This window comes from Pseudomonas sp. Pseusp16, assembly GCF_047324915.1.
Taxonomy (GTDB): Bacteria; Pseudomonadota; Gammaproteobacteria; order Pseudomonadales; family Pseudomonadaceae; genus Aquipseudomonas; species Aquipseudomonas fluorescens_CD.
On the sequence record NZ_CP168522.1, the window covers coordinates 2320165 to 2340302 of the forward strand.

The 20138-nt window shown below is 61.8% G+C and carries 21 protein-coding genes and 1 pseudogene; 10 read left to right on the forward strand and 12 right to left on the reverse strand.

Annotated elements, in window-relative coordinates:
- Positions 1 to 375: 375 nt before the first annotated feature.
- On the reverse strand, positions 376 to 885 hold the full coding sequence (gene hpaC, locus ACEN8Q_RS10320; protein ID WP_413427130.1) for a 4-hydroxyphenylacetate 3-monooxygenase, reductase component: 510 nt from the start codon (positions 883 to 885) through the stop codon (positions 376 to 378).
- Positions 886 to 1144: 259 nt separating this feature from the next.
- Between hpaC and ACEN8Q_RS10325 the strand changes: the two genes are divergently transcribed.
- A complete protein-coding gene (locus ACEN8Q_RS10325) occupies positions 1145 to 1774 on the forward strand; it encodes a response regulator transcription factor (protein ID WP_413427132.1) in 630 nt (209 codons plus the stop codon).
- A gap of 121 nt (positions 1775 to 1895) precedes the next feature.
- Here the strand turns inward: ACEN8Q_RS10325 and feaR are convergent, their stop codons facing one another.
- The 9 genes from feaR to ACEN8Q_RS10370 all read right to left on the reverse strand — a co-directional run bounded on the left by feaR (position 1896) and on the right by ACEN8Q_RS10370 (position 9854).
- A complete protein-coding gene (gene feaR, locus ACEN8Q_RS10330) occupies positions 1896 to 2816 on the reverse strand; it encodes a transcriptional regulator FeaR (protein WP_413427134.1) in 921 nt (306 codons plus the stop codon).
- 152 nt (positions 2817 to 2968) lie between these two features.
- Positions 2969 to 3919: a PDR/VanB family oxidoreductase gene (locus ACEN8Q_RS10335; RefSeq protein ID WP_413427136.1), complete on the reverse strand. Its 951-nt coding sequence runs from the start codon at positions 3917 to 3919 to the stop codon at positions 2969 to 2971.
- A 173-nt stretch (positions 3920 to 4092) separates the two neighbouring features.
- Positions 4093 to 4833, reverse strand: a complete 741-nt coding sequence (locus ACEN8Q_RS10340; RefSeq protein ID WP_413705114.1) for an SDR family NAD(P)-dependent oxidoreductase — start codon at positions 4831 to 4833, stop codon at positions 4093 to 4095.
- Positions 4834 to 4843: 10 nt separating this feature from the next.
- Positions 4844 to 5344 carry an aromatic-ring-hydroxylating dioxygenase subunit beta gene (locus ACEN8Q_RS10345; RefSeq protein WP_413705115.1) on the reverse strand — a complete coding sequence of 167 codons (501 nt, stop codon included), beginning with the start codon at positions 5342 to 5344 and terminating at the stop codon, positions 4844 to 4846.
- Positions 5341 to 6624, reverse strand: coding sequence for an aromatic ring-hydroxylating oxygenase subunit alpha (locus ACEN8Q_RS10350; RefSeq protein WP_413705116.1), 1284 nt, complete (start codon positions 6622 to 6624; stop codon positions 5341 to 5343). Before ACEN8Q_RS10350 ends, ACEN8Q_RS10345 begins: the two co-directional genes overlap by 4 nt.
- 50 nt (positions 6625 to 6674) lie before the next feature.
- Complete coding sequence (locus ACEN8Q_RS10355) at positions 6675 to 7796, reverse strand: amidase (RefSeq protein WP_413705117.1); 1122 nt, start codon at positions 7794 to 7796, stop codon at positions 6675 to 6677.
- Positions 7793 to 8278, reverse strand: a complete 486-nt coding sequence (locus tag ACEN8Q_RS10360) for a nuclear transport factor 2 family protein (RefSeq protein ID WP_413705118.1) — start codon at positions 8276 to 8278, stop codon at positions 7793 to 7795. The genes ACEN8Q_RS10355 and ACEN8Q_RS10360 overlap by 4 nt, the downstream gene beginning before the upstream one ends.
- 3 nt (positions 8279 to 8281) lie before the next feature.
- On the reverse strand, positions 8282 to 8653 hold the full coding sequence (locus tag ACEN8Q_RS10365) for a hypothetical protein (protein WP_413705119.1): 372 nt from the start codon (positions 8651 to 8653) through the stop codon (positions 8282 to 8284).
- A 31-nt stretch (positions 8654 to 8684) separates the two neighbouring features.
- Positions 8685 to 9854, reverse strand: a complete 1170-nt coding sequence (locus tag ACEN8Q_RS10370) for an acyl-CoA dehydrogenase family protein (protein WP_413705120.1) — start codon at positions 9852 to 9854, stop codon at positions 8685 to 8687.
- 338 nt (positions 9855 to 10192) lie between these two features.
- On the opposite strand from ACEN8Q_RS10370, the gene ACEN8Q_RS10375 reads away from it, so the two are divergent.
- The 8 genes from ACEN8Q_RS10375 (at position 10193) to ACEN8Q_RS10410 (ending at position 16673) form a co-directional block, all read left to right on the forward strand.
- Positions 10193 to 11683: a sensor histidine kinase gene (locus ACEN8Q_RS10375; RefSeq protein ID WP_413705121.1), complete on the forward strand. Its 1491-nt coding sequence runs from the start codon at positions 10193 to 10195 to the stop codon at positions 11681 to 11683.
- 242 nt (positions 11684 to 11925) lie between these two features.
- Positions 11926 to 13074, forward strand: a complete 1149-nt coding sequence (locus ACEN8Q_RS10380; protein WP_413705122.1) for an amine dehydrogenase large subunit — start codon at positions 11926 to 11928, stop codon at positions 13072 to 13074.
- Positions 13075 to 13085: 11 nt separating this feature from the next.
- The gene (locus tag ACEN8Q_RS10385; protein WP_413427613.1) at positions 13086 to 13625 is read left to right on the forward strand and encodes a MauE/DoxX family redox-associated membrane protein; all 540 of its coding nucleotides are present in this window, start codon (positions 13086 to 13088) and stop codon (positions 13623 to 13625) included.
- A gap of 5 nt (positions 13626 to 13630) precedes the next feature.
- A complete protein-coding gene (mauD, locus tag ACEN8Q_RS10390) occupies positions 13631 to 14257 on the forward strand; it encodes a methylamine dehydrogenase accessory protein MauD (RefSeq protein WP_413705123.1) in 627 nt (208 codons plus the stop codon).
- Between the two features lie 18 nt (positions 14258 to 14275).
- The gene (locus ACEN8Q_RS10395) at positions 14276 to 14797 is read left to right on the forward strand and encodes a methylamine dehydrogenase light chain (RefSeq protein ID WP_413427615.1); all 522 of its coding nucleotides are present in this window, start codon (positions 14276 to 14278) and stop codon (positions 14795 to 14797) included.
- Positions 14798 to 15021: 224 nt separating this feature from the next.
- Positions 15022 to 15543 carry a cytochrome C gene (locus ACEN8Q_RS10400; RefSeq protein ID WP_413705124.1) on the forward strand — a complete coding sequence of 174 codons (522 nt, stop codon included), beginning with the start codon at positions 15022 to 15024 and terminating at the stop codon, positions 15541 to 15543.
- A 116-nt stretch (positions 15544 to 15659) separates the two neighbouring features.
- Positions 15660 to 15878 carry a DUF4287 domain-containing protein gene (locus ACEN8Q_RS10405; protein ID WP_413427617.1) on the forward strand — a complete coding sequence of 73 codons (219 nt, stop codon included), beginning with the start codon at positions 15660 to 15662 and terminating at the stop codon, positions 15876 to 15878.
- A gap of 123 nt (positions 15879 to 16001) precedes the next feature.
- Complete coding sequence (locus ACEN8Q_RS10410) at positions 16002 to 16673, forward strand: class I SAM-dependent methyltransferase (RefSeq protein WP_413705125.1); 672 nt, start codon at positions 16002 to 16004, stop codon at positions 16671 to 16673.
- 238 nt (positions 16674 to 16911) lie between these two features.
- Here the strand turns inward: ACEN8Q_RS10410 and metE are convergent, their stop codons facing one another.
- Entirely contained in the window at positions 16912 to 19200 is a 2289-nt protein-coding gene (gene metE / locus ACEN8Q_RS10415; protein WP_413705126.1) for a 5-methyltetrahydropteroyltriglutamate--homocysteine S-methyltransferase, read from the reverse strand.
- 142 nt (positions 19201 to 19342) lie between these two features.
- A complete protein-coding gene (locus ACEN8Q_RS10420) occupies positions 19343 to 19714 on the reverse strand; it encodes a nuclear transport factor 2 family protein (protein ID WP_413427620.1) in 372 nt (123 codons plus the stop codon).
- Positions 19715 to 19838: 124 nt separating this feature from the next.
- Here ACEN8Q_RS10420 and ACEN8Q_RS10425 point away from each other — a divergent pair.
- Positions 19839 to 20033, forward strand: a pseudogene (locus tag ACEN8Q_RS10425) (hemin-degrading factor); the annotation flags it as partial.
- Positions 20034 to 20138: the final 105 nt, after the last annotated feature.

Consider the following 20138-nt stretch of genomic DNA (forward strand, 5'->3'; position numbering starts at 1 on the left):
GCGCGCCCAAGGGCGCCCTACGCACAGCCACCATCAAATGCAGGTATGGAATACCTGCCTGACGGACACTCGTACGACCTTCAAATACCACGGGCTGCTAAACCCGATCACTGGGAATCAGTGACACGGACCAAGTTACCGATGGCCTCCAGGGCGCACAAGCCGGCGGATTCTGGCGTACCTGTAGGCTATGACGCAAGGCGCTGTAGCTTGCAGGAAGTTAATCTGACAGCCGTTAAACATGTACTTCGAACGGATACCGCTTTCGCGAGCAAGCCCGCTCCCACAGGGATCTCTGATGTACACAACATTTGCGTACGACATAAACCATTGTGGGAGCGGGCTTGCTCGCGAAGAACGATAACGCGGTCCCGATCAAGCCGCGCTGGCATGCTCAAGGCGATGAAACAACCGGTTGAAATACACCAGGCTATCGCGCGGCTCCCGCACCCCGACCTTTTCCAGCTCGACAAACATCACCGAATGCGACCCCACTTCCTTGCACTCGCTGATCCGCCCTTCCAGCTGCACCAGGGCATCGCGCAGCACCGGCACGTCGGCCGCGCCATCGTCCCACAGGTCCCAGGCGAAACGCTCGGCCATCGGCACCTGGGTCATGCCGGCGAAGTGCCGGGCCAGTTCTTCCTGCTCGCCACACAGCACGTTGACGCACAACCGGCCGTTGGTGCGGAATACGTCGTGGGTGGCGCTGTTGCGGTTGACGCACACCAGCACGGTGGGCGGCGAGTCGGTCACCGAGCACACGGCGCTGGCGGTGATGCCGCAGCGCCCGCCCGGGCCGTTGGTGGTGATGATGTTCACCGCCGCCGGCAGCTGCGCCATGGCGTTGCGAAAGTCGATTTGCTGCTGGCTCAGGTCGGCCATGTCGATGCCCCTTCCTTCAGGAGGACCGCGTCGAAAGCGGCCCGTAGGTGATGGAACAAGACTACGGCTGCGGGCGCGGCACAACCATTCTGACGATCCCCATGGTGAGGCTGGGTTTCCGCTAGTCGACTAGGTGGTTTCTTTATCGCAAGGGCCGGCCACAGTGGGTATTCTGCATACAGGCTCCAGAACGATGAGCCGATGCGTGCCGTGCGTTCGCGTGCGAAAACAATAATTAGAAATTATCGTGGCAGCCCCGATGGAAACCCGTAAACCGATTGTTTATATCGTTGACGACGACAAGGACCTTCGCACTTCCCTGGCCTGGTTGCTAGAGTCGGTCAGCGTGCAGGCGCAGTGCTTTGCCGGCGCCGAAGAGTTCCTCAGCCAATACGACCCCAGGCAGCCCGCCTGCCTGGTGCTCGACGTGCGCATGCCGGAGACCAGCGGCTTCCAGCTGCAGGAAATCCTCAACCAGCGCGGCAGCACCTTGCCGACCATTTTCGTCTCGGCCCATGGCGATATTCCGATGTCGGTCACGGCGATGAAGAACGGTGCGCTGGATTTCGTCGAGAAGCCCTACAACCCGCAGCAGATGATCGACCGCATCCAGGCCGCGCTGAAGACCGCCGTACACGCCCAGGCCGATCAGCAGCAGCGGCAGAACCTGCAAGGCAAACTGGCACTGCTGACCAGCCGTGAGCGGGAAGTGTTGATGCTGGTGATCGATGGCAAGGCCAGCAAGGTGATTGCGCGGGAGCTGAACATCAGCGTGAAGACCGTTGACGTGCACCGCACCAAGATCAAGGAAAAGATGGGCGTGACCAGCATTGCGATGCTGGTGCGCGAGGTGCTGCATTTGCCGACTGAAGAGCCGGTGCGGCACTGAGTGATCTGCGGCGGTCATGAGGCCGCCTTCGCGAGCAAGCCCGCTCCCACATTGGCTCTGTGTACGGCGCAGATCCAATGTGGGAGCGGGCTTGCTCGCGAAGGGGCCAGCACATCCAACATCAATTGTGGCTATAACGCTTGCGATAAGCACCCGGCGACACGCCGAAGCGTGATTTGAACGCTGAGGAAAAATAGCTGGAGTCAGAAAAGCCCCAGGCATAACACAGTGCCGAAAGCTTCTGCTCGACATCGGCGCGGCGCAGGTTTTCGGCGCAGAAGTCCAGGCGTCGGTGCTTGATGTATTGCGCCACCACCAGGCCACGCTTGGAGAACATCCGGTACAGGCCGCGCACGGAAATCCCCACTTCACGGGCAATCAGTTCGGGGCACAGTTCTTCGTCGCTCAGGTGCGCGTCGATGAAGGCGATGATCTTGCGAAATTGTCGCTCGTGCGGGTCCGCGCCACTGTCGCGGGCGCTGATGCCCGGCAGCAACAGGCTGGCCAGGGCATCGAGCACGGCTTCGCTCTCCTGCATGTCCAGCCCTTCCTGCTGGCGGGTGCCCTGCACCAGCTTGTTGGCCATCGCCGCAAGAGGGCTGCTGGCCGCGATTCGCGTGGCACAGTTGACGGCATTGAAGTGCGAACCACGCTCGACCACCTGGCGTGGAAGAATCAACGAAAGCTGGCGGCAATCGTCGTTGTAGATCATGTCGCTCGGACGGCTGGCGTCGATCAGCGCGATGTCACCACAACCCAATTGAGCACGGTTGTCGCCCTGCTCCAGTTGCGAGCTGCCCCGCATCTGGAACACCGCGTAGTAGTGGCCGTCGCTGCTGGTGCTGACGTCCTTGCTGGTGCGATACAAATGCACGTGCGCCATGTCGACCACACTGAGGTTGATCGCACCGCTGCGAAATTCCGCCAGTTCGCCGTAGAAATCGGTATCCAGCGCCCGGGCATCGAAACGCCCACAGGCCTGGTTCACCTGGCTCAACCAGCTTTCGAACGCCTCGTTGCGCACCGTCGATGCTGTAATCATGTCCGCAATGCCTCACGTTTTTTGTTGTTATTTTTCGACCGCTTCATCGAGCGGTTCGTCAAAACCGTTGTTTCTGTAGCCATCGCCTCCCTCGACGGCCGCCGGGCGCCCATTCAACAGGCTCCGGCGCAGGCTTTCCAGCCTTCCTGGTCTTAAAGGTCCAATACCAGACGAGCGGAAAGCGCCCGTGATACACAAGCGCAAATCTGCTTGTTGGACGCCTTTTCCTTGTTCGACAGGCAGTTGTCGCGGTGCTCCGGCACACCGTCCAGGACCTCGACGATGCAGGTGCCGCAAATGCCTTCACGGCACTCGGTGTCGATGTCGCAACCGTGAGCCTGCAGTACGTCGACCAGACTGGCGTTGGCGGGCACCTGCAGCACCACGCCGGAACTGGCCAGTTCCACTTCGAACGTGCCGGCCGGCGCGCTGTTGGCCGCCGGGGCCGCCGCGAAATGCTCCAGGTGAATGGCATCATCCGGGCGACTGCGCGAAGCCACCTCCACCACTTTGTTCATGAACGGTGCCGGGCCGCAGGTGTAGACATGGGCGGCGCTGCCGGCGCGCTCCAGGCATTCGCTCAGCGCGCCGTCCAGATCCGCAGGCTCCACGCCGTAGTGGAACTCCACGTGATCGGCAAAATTCGTCGCCAACAGCTGGGTAAACGCAGCGTACTGCGCCGAACGGGCGAAATAGTGCAGACGGTACGGCTGACCGCTTTCCGCCAGTCGATAAGCCATGCTCAACAGCGGCGTCACGCCGATACCGGCGGCGAACAGCACGTGTTCGCCGGCACTTTCATCGAGGCGGAACAGGTTGCGCGGCGCACCCATTTCCAGCTCCATGCCCTCTTCAACCTGCTCATGCAACGCCAGCGAACCACCGCGCGACTGCGCTTCTTTCTTTACCGCCACCAGATACGCACGGCGATCCTGGGGCGGGCTGCACAGCGAATACTGGCGGGTCACCCCGGTCGGCCCGGTCAGGTCGACGTGGGCACCCGGCTCATAGGTGTCGAGCGGCTGGCCGTCACTGCGCACGAGGCGAAAGGAACGGATATCCAGCGCTTCGTCGACGATCCTTTCGATCTTCACCTTCATCATTGCATCACCTGAATACTTGTTTTTGTTTAACGGTACGACTTGGGCCGATCCCCTGTAGGAGCGAGCTTGCTCGCGATGAACCTGAGAACAACACGGGGTGCCAGGTTTCCAGCGTCATCGTTGACGACCATCGCGAGCAGGCTCGCTCCTACAGGGGGGCATTTTTCTGCGTCTCAGCGCATGAACAGGCCGCCGTTGATGTCCCAGCACGCGCCCGTTACGGAGGCGGCGTTGTCGGCGACCATCAGCAATACGCTGTCGGCGATGTACGACGGATCGCCAAGGGTGCCGGCCGGGATCATTTTCAGGATCTGTTCCAGACGCTCAGGCGCCACGGTTTCGCGCACCACCGGCAAGTCCAACGGACCTGGCGAGATGCTGTTGACCGTCACGCCTTGCGGGGCCAGTTCACGGGCAAAGACCTTGGTCAGGGTCGCCACGCCACCCTTGGCCGCCGCATAGTGCGCACCGGTTGCGGTGCCACCGTTCTGTCCGGCCAGGGACGCGATGTTGACGATGCGCCCGAAGCCACGCTCGGCAAAATGTGCGCCGAATACCTGGCAGGCCACGAAGGTGCCGCGCAGGTTGATCGCCATCGACTCGTCGAACTCTTCCGGCGTGATGTCCATCAGCGCCGCGACCTTCGACACACCGGCGTTGTTCACCAGAATGTCGGTGCCGCCCCAGTGCGTGGCGAGCAGGTCACGGGCGCGCTGGAAGTCGGCCTTGCTGCGCACATCCAGCTCGATGGCGACGGCAGTGGTGCCGCTGCCATCCAGCTCGGCGGCCAGTTGCCGCACGCCATCGAGACGCACATCCGCCAGGCCGACGCGATAACCCGCTGCGTGCAGACGTCGGGCGATGCACTCGCCCAGTCCGCGCGAGGCACCCGTTACGAGGGCTACTCGACTCATGATTCTGCCCTCACAAAAGGAAGCCGAGCGCGCTCAGGCTGTCGGTGGAGTTGATCAGGCGCACCACTTTTCGCTCCAGCGACGGCACGCCGTCGGTGAAACGGATGCGGTGGTTCAGGTCGGCCACGAACGGCGTGTGCACGCCGCGCTTGTAGGCGTACAGCAACTGCGCCGAATTGACTTCGACGATGTCGCCGGCCGCTTCCACCAGACGGAAACGCGAAATCGTGCGGATGGTTTTAGCTGCATCCACCGCCGACGGCGAGTAACCGGCAGTCAGGCGCTCGATGCGCAGATCACGCATGCGCGCATCGTCGTAGGCGTAGTTGAGGGTTGCTTCGAAATCTTCGGTGTCCGGGTCGATCGGCACGATGTACTTACCGCTTTCGCTCCACAGGGTCGCCCATTCGACGTAGTTCTTGTGGTCGAGCAGTTCGGCTTCGCGCCAGATGAATTCGATGGCCTGGGCCAAGGGACCTGCAAAACCGTTCAGGGTGTCGTGATTGCTCATTGGCTCATCATCCTTTTCCACATGTCGTAGGCTCCGCGCATGCCGCCTTCGTCGGTGGCGTGGCTGACCTTGTCGCCGTTTTCAGCGGTGATTTCGCGGTTCAGGCCGCGGTTGACCAGGATTGGCGCATCGACGCCGGCATACGAGCCGCGCTGCACGCGGTCCCAGGCTTCGGCATCGTCAGGGCTGCCAAAACCGAACGGGCCCTGGAAGTGTTCGTGGATGCGCATGCGTTCGCGGTTGGCGATTTCCGGGCCGCCATCCATGCCGAGGGCAACGTGGCGAATCTCGGTTTCGGTGACCGACACCGGGCGCAGCACGCGGAAGAACGACATCGACATGGCCACATTGGGGAACAGGTTCAGGTTGAACCCGGCGCCGTGCAACGAACGCACGATGCGACGTACCTGATCGGCCGGCATGCTTTTCGACAGCTCTTCAGTGACGTGAGCGAAGCGCTCCTGCAACTGCTCGGTGCCGTCATCGTGATCGAGGTCGACGTGCTCCGGCACCATCACCATCACGCTGTGGCCGTTGCCCAAGGAGTGAGTCACGGCTTGCTCGTCGGTCATGAACGAGAGCATTTCCGAGGTTTCTTCATCCACCGACGACATGAACGACTTGTGCACGATCGGGAAATGGTACCCGTCGGTGGTGTTTTCCAGCTGGATCTTCCAGTTGCCCTTGAAGCTGAACTTGTGTTCGCCCTGGGTCTTGATCGGGTAGCCGGCGCCCTGCTTCATGAACAGGTCCATCCAGTGTTTCGCGCCGCCGAGGAAGTCTTCCAGCGGTTCGATCTCGTCGTTATAGCTGGCGAAGACCATGCCGGCGTAACTTTCGACGCGCAGGCTGGTGAGGGGCAGTTCGGATTTCTCCAGGATGCCTTCGTAGCCATCCGGATAAGGCAGCGCCCGCAGCTTGCCGTCCAGGCCATAGGACCAGCTGTGATACGGGCAGGTGAAACCGCTGGCATTGCCCTTGTGCTTCTCGCACACGGTGGCGCCACGGTGCCGGCAGCGGTTTTCCAGAACGTTGATGTTGTTCTTCTTGTCGCGCACGACGATCACGGGGCGACGGCCGATGGTGGCGGTCTTGAAGTCGCCGCTGTTGCGCACTTCGCTTTCGTGGCCAACCCATACCCAGGTGCGGTAGAAAATCTTTTCCAGCTCGGCTTCGAACAGCGCCGGATCGTTGTACAGCGAGACATCGACGCGGTCGCTCTGGACCAGGTCTTCGGGGCTTTTCGACGTTGCGATCAGCCGGTATTCATAAGTGCTCATGCGGTTCTCCTCATGGCTTGTTTTTATGATTTCGTTGTAGAGACCGGCCCTTAACGGGCCATGCTCTGTTGCAGCTGCGCACCGAAGGCGCAGACCACTTCGTCCTGACCTTTACGGCCGACGATTTGCAGGCCGACTTTCAAGCCGCCGCAATCGATTTCCACCGGCACCGTCAGCGCCGGGTGGCCACTCAAGTTGAAGGGGCGTACCAGCGGCGTCATCCCGGCCACGGCCTTGCTTGCGCTGCGGGCTTCTACCAGCGTCGGTGGCAGGCTCGGCATCGTCGGCAACAGCAGCACTTCAAATTGCTCCAGCGCGGCATCCACCTGTTGGCTGAAGCGCGTGCGGACCTGTTCGGCTTGCGCCAAATCGGCAGCGCTGGTGCGGCTGGCGGCCAACAGGCGTAGCTCGACGTCCGCACCGATCAGGCCCTGGCCGGTGAGGTGGCCGAACGCGGCCCAGTTTTCAAAGTTGATCACCGTCAAACCGGCGGCAAACGCCGCTTCGAATTCACTCAACTGCACGCTGCTGCGGCGCCAGCCGGCGCGGTCGGCGGCAGCGCCGAGGCACGCTTGCAAATGCGCGTCGCAGGCAACGTCGAGAAAGCCGACTGAGGCGTTGCTCGACGGCAAGCCCTGAGCCTGGAAACCGGGACAAATCACTTGCATCGCAGCGATCAGGTCATTCATGTCGGCCGCAAATGGCCCCACGCAATCGAGGCTGGATTCGGCCGGATGTGCACCCATTCGGCTGACGCGACCATAGGTCGGTTTCAACCCGGCAATGCCGCAGCAGGCGGCTGGTACCCGAACGGAACCACCAGTGTCAGAACCGATGGCGATGTCCGCCAGCCCCGCCGCAACGGCGGCGGCCGAACCGCTGGACGAACCGCCAGGCACCCGATCCGGCGCCTGCGGGTTGATCGGTGTGCCGGTCCAGTCGTTGATGCCGGTGACGCCAAACGCCAGCTCGTGCATGTTGGTCTTGCCGACGATCTGCCAACCCGCCGCGAGGATCGCATCGACCACCTCAGCGTTGCGCAGGGCTGGCAAAGCACGGGCAAAGGCGCGGCTGCCGGATTGGGTGGCGTGGCCGGCGATGTCGATGGAATCCTTGATGGCAACACGTTTGCCGCTGCCACCGAGCAGAAATTCGCTGATGAAGGTACTCATGCGCTCAGCTCCTGCTTTGATAAATGAGAGCTGAACAAGCGTTGCGTGCGGAAATGCGCGATCAGCCAGACACCGTCGACACAACGGAAATCGATGTTCAGGCGCGTGCCGAACAGTTCGTTGCGGCCATCGGCATAAGTCGAGATCTGCTGCATGATCCACTGTCCCTGCGCAGCCTTGCCGTCGACCACGATCGACTCGCTGGTGAGGTAATGCAGGTTCAACTTGAAGTGATCGGATGGCGGCAGGTAACCACCGATGAACGTCGCCACCGCCGCACGTCCGTGATGCTGACCGAAGGTCTGCGCGGTCTGGGTGCCGAGGCCTTCCCAGATCGCATCCTCGGTGAACAACTGCGCCAATTGGCTCAGATGAATCGCCGCCCGCGGCACATCGCACAGGTCCATGTAGCTCGCCATCAAGCGACGCACTGCGCTTTCCCCTTCGAGCGTCGCCAGACGCTGCAGCAAGGCCTCGTCCATGGCTTACACCCTGGCCGCGTCAGGGATGGTCAGCGGACGACCGATGCGTGCTTCGACCTTCGCGTAGCGCCACAGGCTGTATTCGCCGACCGGGGTGGTGCGGAACAGGTTGCAGGCGTCGATCACCGACTGGTGGCAGTCGACGTCGGCCATGATGTACACGGTCCAGGGCGAGGTGGTGGACGGGCCGACCATCAGGCGGTCGTCATCCATGGCGCCGAGCACGGTGATGCCGGGCATCGCGCCGAGGGAGCCCATCATCTGGCTGAAGCCTTTCCAGACGCTCAGGCCTTCGCCGGTGGGCAGGTCGAAAAAGTTCTGGGTGATGCCGATGCAGAAGACGACGCGCAACGGTTCTTGAGTGGTTTGCGACATGGCGCTGGATCCTTGAAAAGTTGAAGGGAATTCAGATGTAGCCCGGGAACGGCGGCACGCCGAGGAACACCGAGCCGGCGCCGTCGTACAGGCCTTCGCTGAGGAAGGCGTGCTGGGTCACCACCATCGAGTCGCGCAGGTAACGTTGCAGCGGATGACGCAGGTAAATGGCGGTGGTCCCGGCCAGGCTGTAGGCGCTCTGCACCACGGCGGCACCGGCCTGGGACACGTGAATCGCGGACAGACGCAGCAGGCTGGTCTGCTCCGGCGTCACCGGGTTGCCGGCCAGGATCGAGTTCCATACCTGTTCGGTGGCGTTGTAGAAGAACCCGCGGGCGGCGGCGAGCCTGGCTTCGGCCTTGGCGATTTCGATGCGCACGTAGGCGCGGTCGGCCATTTTCGGCGCGCCGGTAATGCCGCCGGCACCGGCCATGCGGCTGATTTCGTCCAGCGCTGCACGAGCCAGGCCGAGGTTGACCACCGCCAGCACTTGCGCGGCATAGGCAATCGTCGGGTAGCGGAACAGCGGCTCATCAATGGTTGCCGCCCCACCCCGGATAAACGTCCAGCGGTCCTCGACGAATTTATCGGTGACGCGCAGATCGTGGCTGCCGGTGCCCTTGAGGCCGACCACGTCCCAGTTCTCGACGATCTCGACCTGACTGGCCGGGAACACCGCCGTGCGTGGCTTGCCGCCCGCTGCGCTGACGCCGATGCCGACACCCAGCAGGTCCGCGCCTTTGCTGCCGCTGGCGAATTTCCAGGTGCCGTTGACCTGCCAGCCGCCTTCGACCGCTTCGGCAGGCTGCAACGGGAACAGCCCGCCGGCGAACACCAGGTCGGGGCTCTCGGCGTAGATTTCAGCCAGGGTTTGCGGCGGCAAGGCCGCCAGGTAGACGCCGGCGCTGCCGAAGCTGGCCACCCAGCCCGCCGAGCCGTCGGCTTCGGAGATGCGCTCGATCATTTGCAGGAACAGCGCCGGTGCCAGGGCGTCGCCGCCGAAGCATTTCGGCGTGGCAGCGCGATAGATGCCCACCTGCTTGAAGCGCTCGATCATGTCCCGAGGCACGTGGGAGCCAGCGTCGAATTCGTCGCGGCGTTGGCGAACCTCATCCAGCACCTGCTGAAATAGCTCGCTCTCGACCATTGGCACGACCGGGCCGGACACGGGGTCTTTTTGCGCGACAGCTGAACGCAGCATGGGCTTTCTCCGTTTTGCTTATTGTTAGTGGGGCGACACCGCGACCGACCTCTGTAGGAGCGAGCTTGCTCGCGATGGACTCCAACGATTACGCGCCCTGTCTGGATGACCGCGTTGTCGAGGCGTTTTTCGCGAGCAGGCTCGCTCCTACAGTGAAAGGGGTGCTGCCCTTGCATTGAGGTCCAGTGTAAAAACCGCATCCGGGCACCACTATTGGGGCGTGCAGCCCCCTCGCTAAAGAAAACCCCTAGGTCCACGCCGGTTACCTCTGAGCGCATCCCTCTGTGCGAGCAGGTATAAAACGCCATACTGCAAACTCTGCCGCCAAGGGCCGTGCGATGTACTTGCCAAAACCGAACGACTTTCATGCGCTGATCGAAGCCATGCCGCTGTGCATCATTCTTCATGACGCGCACACCAAGGAAATTCTCTGGGCCAACGCCGCTGCCCTGGCGGCGCTGGGCTTTACCCTGGAGGAACTGACGCCGCTGAAGGCCTCCGACATGACCCGCGATGCGCCGAAATACCGGCGCTCCATAGGTTTGCGCTGGCTCGAACGGGCCGCGCGCACCGGGCAACGGGCCATCGAGTGGTGCTATCGCTCCAAGCAAGGGGTGGAGATTCTTTCCGAAGCGGTGGCGACCCTGGTGCACCTGGACGGTCGCGATGTGTTGATGGTGCAGTTCCGCGACATTTCCAAAGAGGACAAGGTCAAGCGCGACCTCAAGCGTTTCGAGAGCCGGCTCAAGGCCTTCATGCAGGACCTGGCCGAAGGCGTGGCGGTGCTCGGCCCCGAGGGCGATATCGGTTTTATCAGCGACTCCGGCGCGCACCTGCTCGACAGCGAAGTGCACCAACTGATGGGCAAGAACTTCCTGGCCTGGTGCGACGACGCTTCGCGCCAGCGCCTGTTGCAACAGTTCGCCCATGAGACGCCGGAGCACGCGCCTTTCAGCGTGCACTACAAGGTGCAGCGCCGGGACGGCGAATGGCGCTGGCATGACGCAACCTGCCGCTACATCGAGATTGAAGACGATCTGGTCGGCCATCTGCTGCTGTTCCGCGACGTGACCGAGCAGGTGCAGGCCGAAGAGGCGCGGCGGGTCAGCGAGCAGAAACTCGAGTACCTGGCGCGCTACAACGCCATGGGCGAAATGGCCGTGGCCATCGCCCACGAGCTGAGCCAGCCCCTGGCCGCCACCCGCAACTTCATCGAAGGCACGGTGATTCGCCTGGGCAGTGCTGGCGAAACCGATCAAGCCGTCGCCTGGGGTTTGCAGAGCGCGGTGCGGCAAATCGAGCATGCGTCGGTGATCATCAAGAGCGTGCGCGACTACGTGGTCAAGCTGGAGCAGACCGAAGAGCTGGTCGACCTTAACGAGTTGCTGCGCGAAACCCGCTACTTCATCAGCCTGCGGGCCGATCCGAGCCTGGTGCGCGTGGAAATCGTCACCGCGCCGGAACCGCTGCAAGTCAGTTGCGAGAAAGTCCTGATCGGCCAGGTGATCCTCAACCTGGCGTTCAACGCGATTGAAGAAATGGCCGACCTGCCGACTGAACGCCGGTTGCTGCGCATCCATGCCAGCCGCGACAACGACGTGGCGCTAGTGCGCATCGAAGACTGCGGCCGTGGCATCCAGGCCCAGGCACAAGAGAAGCTGTTCGACGGTTTCTTCTCGTCAAAGGTCAGCGGCAACGGCATCGGCCTGGCGTTGTGCAAGAACATCATCGGCCGCCACCGTGGCGATATCTGGGCGCAAAACCTCGAGCCTTGTGGTGCCGTGTTCAGTTTTTCCCTCCCCCTCGCTACTTCTCCCAGCCCCCTGTAGGAGCGAGCTCGCTCGCGATGGTCGTAAACGATAACGCGTAAAACCAGATGCCCAGCGGCGCCCCTGGGTTTTTCGCGAGCGAGCTCGCTCCTACATAAAGCGTTTTCTGACACTGGCACAGACACACAAACACTTGGCAGGCAGGGCAATTCTCCCAATCGCGGGGCACGGCAGAATCAAAGGGTAAAAATCTGCCAAAGCACCCGCGATCCGCGTTACCAACAATTCAGGAAGTTCCCCTTATGCGAACAAACAGGATCTCCGTACAGTCAGCGCTTGGCCTGAGCCTGCTTGTACTAGGTTTGAACAGTGCCCGCGCGGACTTGCCCGCCGGTACGATTGGCCAGACCGTTCTGGCGTTCCCCCCGGAAGCTCACCGCGCGTTCGTCATCGACGTCGAGTTCGACAGCTTCGTGGCAGGCCGTGTGACCGTGGTCGATCCGGACCAGAAGCGCATCCTCGGCATGGTGCCGACCGGCTTTGCTGCGCCGTCGACCCTCAGTCACGACAAGAAAACCATCTACAGTGCGGACATCTGGTATTCGCGCGGCACCCGCGGCACCCGCACCGACGTGCTCACCGCATGGGACAGTTCGACCCTGTCGCCGGCCTGGGAAGTGCTGATTCCAAACAAGCGCGCCGAGTCGCTGACCCAGCGTTACTCGCTCAAGCCGAGCGGCGACGACAAGTTCGTCTACGTCTACAACTTCACCCCGTCGACTTCGGTCACCGTGGTCGACACCCAGGCCAAAGCGGTTGCCACGGAAATTTCCATCCCCGGTTGCGTGCTCAACTACCCGATCGGCAACCGCCGTTTCGCCTCGCTGTGCGGCGACGGCAGCCTGCAGGTGGTGACCCTCAACGATCAGGGCCAGGAAACCGCGCGCAGCCGCACGCCGTTCTTTGATCCGAACGCGGAAAAACTGGTAGAGCGCGCAGTCAACGTCGGCGACACCTACTACTTCACCACCACGACCGGCACCGTACGCGGTGTGGATTTCAGCGGCGACGCACCGAAGGTCCTGCCGAGCTGGTCGCTGGTTTCCGACGAAGACAAGAAGGCGGGTTGGGCTCCAGGTGGCTGGCAGCTGATGGCAGTCGCGCCGAAGCTGAACCGCTTGTACGTGCTGATGCATGACGCCCACGAACCGATGAAGTGGGAAGACCCGAGCACCCTGATCTGGGCCTTCGATCTCAAGACTCAGAAGAAAATCGCCACCCTGGAAGCCCCGGCCCCGATCTGGAGCATGCAGGCCACCGACGACGACAAGCCGCTGCTGCTCGGTGCCGATGTGGAAGGTGGCTTGCAGATTTTCGATCTGAAGACCAACAAGCTCACCGGCAGCATGCCGAAAGTCGCGAAGACCGCGACTCAGGTCCTGAGCTACTAAGAGGTTCGGCCATGCACACAGATCCGATCTTCATCATTGCCAACGCCATCGCCATCGCGGTGTTGCTGGCCAGCGCCGCGACCCACAAATTGCGCGCGCCGGCCCGCTTCGCCCGGCAATTGGCGGACTATCAACTGCTGCCCCAAGCGCTGGTGCGCCCGACGGCACGGTTGGTGCCCATGCTGGAACTGGCCATTGCCTTCGCCTTGCTGGTACCGGTCAGCCGTGGTTATGCCGCGCTGGGGGCCGCCAGCCTGTTGGCGCTGTACGCCGTCGCCATCGGCATCAACCTGTGGCGCGGTCGTGCGGACATCGACTGCGGTTGCGCAGGTCCCGACCAGGCACAACCGTTGCGCCCGGTCCTGCTGCTGCGCAACAGCGTGCTGGTGGCGCTGGCGCTGCTGGCAAGCGTCGCACCGGTGGTCCGCGACATGACTGTATTCGATGGCTTCGTGACCCTGGCTGCCGCCGCCGTCGCGCTGCTCATCTACGCCGCCGCCGATGGCTTGCTGGCGAATTCCCCTTTTCTGCTCAAATTGATTGGTAGGTAATCGAAATGGAAGGCTTGATAGTTTCCAACGTTCTGCTCTGGGTGCTGCTGGTGGCCGTGGCGTTTGTCGTCATGGGTCTGGTGCGGCAGATTGGCGTATTGCACGGTCGCCTGGCCCCGGCTGGCGCGCTGATGGTCGACAAAGGCGTGGCGGTGAACGAAGCCGCCCCGCAAATCACCGCCGCCGACCGTAACGGTCGCCCGGTGAACTTCGGTTATGCCGGTGAGAAATCGCAACTGCTGTTCTTCCTCTCGCCGACCTGCCCGATCTGCAAGTCGTTGCTGCCGGCGATCAAGTCCATCGCCAAGGAACAAGCTGATCGCCTTGACGTGGTGTTCGTCAGCGATGGCGACATGGACGCCCAGCAAGCACTGATCCGTGAACACAAACTGGAAGACGCCACCTATGTGGTCGGCCCGGAAGTGGGCATGACCTACCAGATCGGCAAGCTGCCGTACGCCGCGCTGATCGACAAGGCCGGCACCCTGCGCGCCAAGGGCCTGGTCAACTCCCGCGAGCACCTGGACAGCCTGTTCGAAGTCGAGCACCTCAAGCACGCCACGCTGCAGCAGTACCTCAATGCCCAACCGCACACCCACGACCACAGCCACGGCCACGGCCATAGCCACTGATAAGGCAGGGAGACGTTTATGAAACTGCTGGATCTGTTGTTCGAGCGCTCCTCGCGCCGTGTTGCCGACACTACCTCGCGCCGCAAACTGCTGGCACGCATGGGCTCGTTGATCGTTGCCGGTGCCGCTCTGCCCGTACTGCTGCCGCTGGATCGCACCAGCAAGGCGCTGGCCGCCACTGACCCGAAAGCCGGCGACCCTGGCGATCCGAACAGCTGCGACTACTGGCGCTACTGCTCCATCGACGGTTTCCTGTGCAGCTGCTGCGGCGGGTCGGTGACCTCCTGCCCACCGGGCACCGAAGCCTCGCAAGTGACCTGGATCGGTACCTGCCGCAACCCGGCCGATGGCAAGGACTACATCATTTCGTACAACGACTGCTGCGGTAAGCAGAGTTGCGCGCAATGCGCCTGTACCCGTAACGACAGTGAAGAACCGGCCTACCGCCCGTTCAACAACAACGATGTGAACTGGTGCCTGGCCGCCAAGTCGCACATCTACCACTGCACCGTTTCGGTGATCCGCGGCGTCGCCGTATAAACGCGCACTTTCCGCCGGTTGCTCGCGCAATCGGCGGCTTTTTTTCTGTGGCTGCTGTTCTTTTTTTACTGCTTTGAATGTGTACCTGTAGGAGCGAGCTTGCTCGCGATGGACGCAAGGGCGACGCGTTAAACCAGATAGCCCGCGTTATCGTTGACGTCCATCGCGAGCAAGCTCGCTCCTACACCTACAAGTGCCAAACCGGTCATCAGCGGAGATTTTTTATGCGTAGGTTGATATTGCTCGGTCTTGTCTGTGCCCTGAGCACCCCGCTCGCTTTCGCCCGGGCCATTCCCGACCCGAACCAGCATCACGCGCCGGGCAATGAATCACTGCAAACCCCGATTGCCCAGGCCGGGTACAGCGTCGGCGTGAACTATCAATTGCAATGCGCCGGTTGCCACCTGGGCGACGGCACGGGTTCCGCCGCCAACGACACACCGCGGATGAAAGGCTTTGTCGGCAACTTCCTGAAAGTACCCGGTGGCCGCGAATTCCTCGTGCGGGTGCCGGGCATGTCGCAGTCGGCGTTGAACAACGCGCAACTGGCAGATTTGCTCAACTGGCTGATGCGCAAAGACGGCATGGCGGGCGACAGCCTGCCGGCCGACTATCAGCCGTATACCGCCGAGGAAGTCACGGAGTTGCGCGCCAGGACCATGCTCAACCTGCCCGGCACCCGAAGCGAATTGATCAAGGCCATGCGTGCCCAGGGCATCGCTATCGAAGACGGGATGAATTATTGACGCGGGGTGTCCCGGACAAACCTTCGACCACCCGGACGATGGACTCTCTGACGTTAAATAAGTAACGTAACCGGCGCTGCTTTCACACCCGGAAAATCGAAAAGGGAGTTTGCATCGTGACCGAAGAGACAAAAACCAAAGGACCGGCTTCGTATTTCCCGTCAATCGAAAAGAAGTATGGTCAGCCGATCGCCCATTGGCTGGATCTGCTCAAGACCGTCAGCGACAAGAAGCACATGGAAATGGTGGCCTGGCTCAAGACCGAACACGGCATGGGTCATGGTCACGCCAACGCGTTGGTTGCCTATCATTTGGCAGCCACCAAAAGCGGCTAGCCCGCCCGGCGTTCGCTGCGCTGCCGGTGGAGCCAGTTCCACCGGCAAATCATCTGTACTGGAAATGGCTGATCGGCGCCTTTGCCCTATCCTTTCATCCAACCCACCACGCCGGACAACGCCATGCCCGCCCCCGAATCCACCCTCCTCGACAGCTGGCACCACAATGCCCAGGCCTGGATCGACGCCATCCGCACGGGTAGCATCGAAAGCCGCCTCAAGGTCACTGACCAGGCGATCCTGCTGGCGGTTCTGGGTCGTCAGCCCGAGCGTGTGCTCGACCTGGGTTGCGGCGAAGGCTGGTTATTGCGTGCACTGACTGAACGTGGCATCGATGCAGTCGGTGTTGATGGCGATGCGACGCTGGTGGAGGCGGCGCGGGCGGCGGGCACTGCGCCGGTGCATCTGGCGAGCCATGAACAGTTGGCAGAAGCGAAAGTCGACATCGGCCGCGGCTACAACCTGATCTGCGCCAACTTCGCCCTGCTGCATCAGGACATCATCCCCCTGCTCGCCGCCATGAACAGCCTGCTCGCCCCTGGCGGCGCGCTGCTGATCCAGACGCTGCACCCGTGGACAGCTGCAGCCGGCGACTATCAGGATGGCTGGCGGGAAGAGACTTTCGCCGGGTTCAAGGGGCAATGGCAACCCATGCCATGGTATTACCGCACCTTGTCCAGTTGGCTCAATGCACTGGACATGGCAGGTTTTGCACTGACCAGCTTGCAGGAACCACAGCACCCGCAAAGCCCCGTACCTCAGTCGTTGCTGCTGGTGGCCGAGCCCCGGCTGTAGGAGCGGGCTTGCCCGCGAAGGCGTTTGCACAGCCAACATTATCGGTGACTGGCCTACCGCTTTCGCGGGCAAGTCGGATCGCCGCACCGCCGCTCCCACAAGGGTTGTTTGCCGGCCTCGATATTTGTGGTCGACATCGATCACTGTGGGAGCGGGCTTGCCCGCGAAGACGTCGGCACAGCCAACATAGAAACCGGAGCACTGTGAAGTACTCCGGCCTGCTCATGCTGCTAAAGCGTCAGGCCCATTCTTTACGCAGTTGACGCGCCGCATTGACCATATGCACCAGCGCCGCTTCGGTTTCCGCCCAGCCGCGGGTTTTCAGGCCACAGTCCGGGTTGACCCACAGGCGGTCGGCGGGAATGCGTTTGGCTGCCTTGCGCAGCAGGTTGGCCATTTCCGAGGAGTCCGGTACCCGTGGCGAATGGATGTCGTACACGCCCGGGCCGATTTCGTTGGGGTAAGCGAAGGCTTCGAACGCATCCAGCAGTTCCATGTCCGAGCGTGAGGTTTCGATGGTGATCACGTCGGCATCCATGGCGGCGATGGACTCGATCACATCGTTGAACTCGCTGTAGCACATGTGGGTGTGGATCTGGGTTTCGTCACGCACCCCCGAGGCGCACAGGCGGAACACTTCGGTGGCCCAGTCCAGGTAGTGCTGCCACTGCGCCTGGCGCAACGGCAAGCCTTCGCGGAACGCGGCTTCGTCGATCTGCACGATCTTGATGCCGGCGGCTTCCAGGTCCACCACTTCGTCGCGAATGGCCAGGGCCAGCTGGCGGGCCTGCACTTCGCGGCTCACGTCTTCACGCGGGAACGACCACATCAGCATGGTCACGGGACCGGTCAGCATGCCTTTCATCACTTTGTCGGTGAGGCCTTGGGCATAGCGGATCCACTCCACAGTCATGGCTTTCGGACGGCTCAGGTCGCCGAAGATCACCGCTGGTTTCACGCAGCGCGAACCGTAGCTCTGGACCCAGCCGAAACGGGTGAACACGTAGCCGTCGAGTTGCTCGGCGAAGTATTCGACCATGTCGTTGCGCTCGGCCTCACCGTGCACCAGTACGTCCAGGCCCAGGTTTTCCTGCACTTGCACGGCGTGACGGATCTCGCTGTGCATCGCTTCGGTGTATTCGGCCTCGGTCAGCTTGCCTTGCTTGAACGACTGGCGAGCCAGACGGATCGACGCGGTTTGCGGGAACGAACCGATGGTGGTGGTCGGGAACAGTGGCAGGTTCAGGCCGGCGCGCTGTTTCTCGATACGTCGGGCAAACGGCGAGTGCCGCTGGCTGTCCCTGGCGGTGATGGCGGCAACACGCGCCTGCACGGCTGGCTTGTGAATGCGTGGCGATGCCGCACGGCTGGCCTGCACGGCACGGCTTTGAGTCAGCGCTTCAAGCACCTTCTGCGCTTCCGGCTCGTTGACTGCCTGGGCCAGCAGCGCGACTTCTTCACACTTCTGCACGGCAAACGCCAGCCAGCTTTTCAGTTCGCTATCGAGCTGGTCTTCACGCCCCAGGTCGACCGGGCTGTGCAGCAGCGAGCAGGATGGCGCGACCCACAGCCGATCACCCAGACGCTCGTTTGCGTGCTGCAAGGTGGCCAAAGCGTTTTGCAGGTCGCAGCGCCAGACATTACGGCCGTTGACCACGCCCAGCGACAGCACTTTGTAGGCTGGCAGGCGATCGAGGATGGTCGGGAACTGCTCGGGGGCGCGCACCAGATCGATGTGCAGACCGTCCACCGGCAGGTTGGCGGCCAGGCCCAGGTTTTCTTCCAGACCACCGAAGTAAGTGGCAATCAGTTTCTTCAGCGGGTCGCGCTGAATCAGGTTGTAGGCACGCTCAAAGGCGTTTTTCCAGGCTTGCGGCAGGTCGAGAACCAGGATCGGCTCGTCGATTTGTACCCATTCAACGCCTTGTGCCGCCAGGCGCTGGAAGATCTGGCCGTACAGCGGCAGCAGGCGATCGAGCAGTTCGAGCTTGTCGAACTCGACACCCTTGGCCTTGCCCAGCCACAGGTAAGTCAGCGGGCCAATGATGACCGGCTTGACGTTATGGCCCAGTGCGCGGGCTTCCTCGACTTCCTCGAACAACTGCTCCCAACCAAGCTGAAACTGCTGATCGGCGCTGAATTCGGGGACGAGGTAGTGATAGTTGGTGTCGAACCACTTGGTCATTTCCTGGGCGTGCGCGCCGCCGCAGCAGCTGTCGCTTACGCCGCGAGCCATGCCGAACAGGGTTTGCAGGCTGGCCTTGCCGTCGTGCGGGCGAAAACGCTCCGGGATCACACCGAACATCAGCGAGTGGGTCAGGACCTGGTCGTACCAGGCGAAGTCGCCGACCGGCAACAGTTCGATCCCGGCGTTTTTCTGCAAGTCCCAGTGGGTCTTGCGCAGGTCGCGGCCAATGGCACGCAGACCGGCTTCGTCCAATTCACCTTTCCAGAACGCCTCTTGGGCTTTTTTCAGTTCGCGGTCGCGGCCAATGCGCGGAAATCCAAGGGAATGGGCCAATGCCATGACGAAAAACTCCATGTGGTTAATGGCGTCATTGTCGGCAATCGAGCCTTAGTGAGACAAACTCATTTAAATCGTGATGATCACGAGATTATTTCATGAAGATAGACGTAAGCCTTTGCGTCGAATGTGTCGCAACCAGGCACTACTCCTCGTAGTAGTAGAGCTTGTTAATGATCACCCATCGCCCGTCCACCTTCAGCAACGACAGGTAATCGGTAAACCGTATCCCGGCGAAATCATCGATGACCTTGACTGCGGCGGCATCGCCGGTGACATCAAGATTGATCACCTGCCAAAACGGCTGCGTCCCGGCACGCGCCGGGATTTCGGCCTTGATGGCCACGACAAATTCATCCAGGGATGCCCATTCAAGCACCTTTTGGAAGTGACCGATGATGCGACAGTCTGGATGAAAGGCCTGCCGCAGCAACGCTTCATCGGCAAAGACCATACCTTCCACGTAATGGCGAACCACCTGGTTGATCTGTTCGGTATCTATCGATTGAGTAGTCATGTTTTAACCTCTGGTTTGCATGTCCGCGCACCGCTCGCGCAGGTTGACCGACAGTCTCCCCAAGGCTGATCAAGCTGAAAGTCTAGGCACCGCCAGTTCAATTGCGCGGCTTTACGACCGGAGGCACTGCAAAACCACTGGCGTGACCGAACTGTGGCGTGTGCGCAAGCCGAGCGTCGATGGCATCATCACCCGCTACGAAGGTTTCGATGCCGAAGGCGAACTGGTCATCCAGTTGTTCGACGTGCGCAAACCGGGCATCCCTGAGCGTGGCGACTGGCGTGCCCTGGCTGAAACCGCCACCGCTCTGATCGGCTAAGGAATAGTCCCGATGCGTATCAAAACACTTCTGGCCTGTGCCACGGCGCTCTACCCGGACGCCAAAGCGCAGACCGTCGGGCTCAGCCAATGACGGCCATTTTCC

Excerpts from the sequence above, each read along its gene's own strand:
- ACEN8Q_RS10400 (WP_413705124.1), top strand. The coding sequence starts at position 15,022 with ATGCGTAGGTTGATATTGCTCGGTCTTGTCTGTGCCCTGAGCACCCCG.
- ACEN8Q_RS10375 (WP_413705121.1), top strand. The coding sequence starts at position 10,193 with ATGTACTTGCCAAAACCGAACGACTTTCATGCGCTGATCGAAGCCATG.
- ACEN8Q_RS10355 (WP_413705117.1), bottom strand. The coding sequence starts at position 7,796 with ATGAGTACCTTCATCAGCGAATTTCTGCTCGGTGGCAGCGGCAAACGT.
- feaR (WP_413427134.1), bottom strand. The coding sequence starts at position 2,816 with ATGATTACAGCATCGACGGTGCGCAACGAGGCGTTCGAAAGCTGGTTG.
- ACEN8Q_RS10380 (WP_413705122.1), top strand. The coding sequence starts at position 11,926 with ATGCGAACAAACAGGATCTCCGTACAGTCAGCGCTTGGCCTGAGCCTG.
- ACEN8Q_RS10410 (WP_413705125.1), top strand. The coding sequence starts at position 16,002 with ATGCCCGCCCCCGAATCCACCCTCCTCGACAGCTGGCACCACAATGCC.
- hpaC (WP_413427130.1), bottom strand. The coding sequence starts at position 885 with ATGGCCGACCTGAGCCAGCAGCAAATCGACTTTCGCAACGCCATGGCG.
- ACEN8Q_RS10365 (WP_413705119.1), bottom strand. The coding sequence starts at position 8,653 with ATGTCGCAAACCACTCAAGAACCGTTGCGCGTCGTCTTCTGCATCGGC.
- ACEN8Q_RS10385 (WP_413427613.1), top strand. The coding sequence starts at position 13,086 with ATGCACACAGATCCGATCTTCATCATTGCCAACGCCATCGCCATCGCG.
- ACEN8Q_RS10360 (WP_413705118.1), bottom strand. The coding sequence starts at position 8,278 with ATGGACGAGGCCTTGCTGCAGCGTCTGGCGACGCTCGAAGGGGAAAGC.
- ACEN8Q_RS10345 (WP_413705115.1), bottom strand. The coding sequence starts at position 5,344 with ATGAGCAATCACGACACCCTGAACGGTTTTGCAGGTCCCTTGGCCCAG.
- ACEN8Q_RS10340 (WP_413705114.1), bottom strand. The coding sequence starts at position 4,833 with ATGAGTCGAGTAGCCCTCGTAACGGGTGCCTCGCGCGGACTGGGCGAG.
- ACEN8Q_RS10370 (WP_413705120.1), bottom strand. The coding sequence starts at position 9,854 with ATGCTGCGTTCAGCTGTCGCGCAAAAAGACCCCGTGTCCGGCCCGGTC.
- ACEN8Q_RS10420 (WP_413427620.1), bottom strand. The coding sequence starts at position 19,714 with ATGACTACTCAATCGATAGATACCGAACAGATCAACCAGGTGGTTCGC.
- mauD (WP_413705123.1), top strand. The coding sequence starts at position 13,631 with ATGGAAGGCTTGATAGTTTCCAACGTTCTGCTCTGGGTGCTGCTGGTG.
- ACEN8Q_RS10395 (WP_413427615.1), top strand. The coding sequence starts at position 14,276 with ATGAAACTGCTGGATCTGTTGTTCGAGCGCTCCTCGCGCCGTGTTGCC.
- ACEN8Q_RS10350 (WP_413705116.1), bottom strand. The coding sequence starts at position 6,624 with ATGAGCACTTATGAATACCGGCTGATCGCAACGTCGAAAAGCCCCGAA.
- ACEN8Q_RS10325 (WP_413427132.1), top strand. The coding sequence starts at position 1,145 with ATGGAAACCCGTAAACCGATTGTTTATATCGTTGACGACGACAAGGAC.
- metE (WP_413705126.1), bottom strand. The coding sequence starts at position 19,200 with ATGGCATTGGCCCATTCCCTTGGATTTCCGCGCATTGGCCGCGACCGC.
- ACEN8Q_RS10335 (WP_413427136.1), bottom strand. The coding sequence starts at position 3,919 with ATGATGAAGGTGAAGATCGAAAGGATCGTCGACGAAGCGCTGGATATC.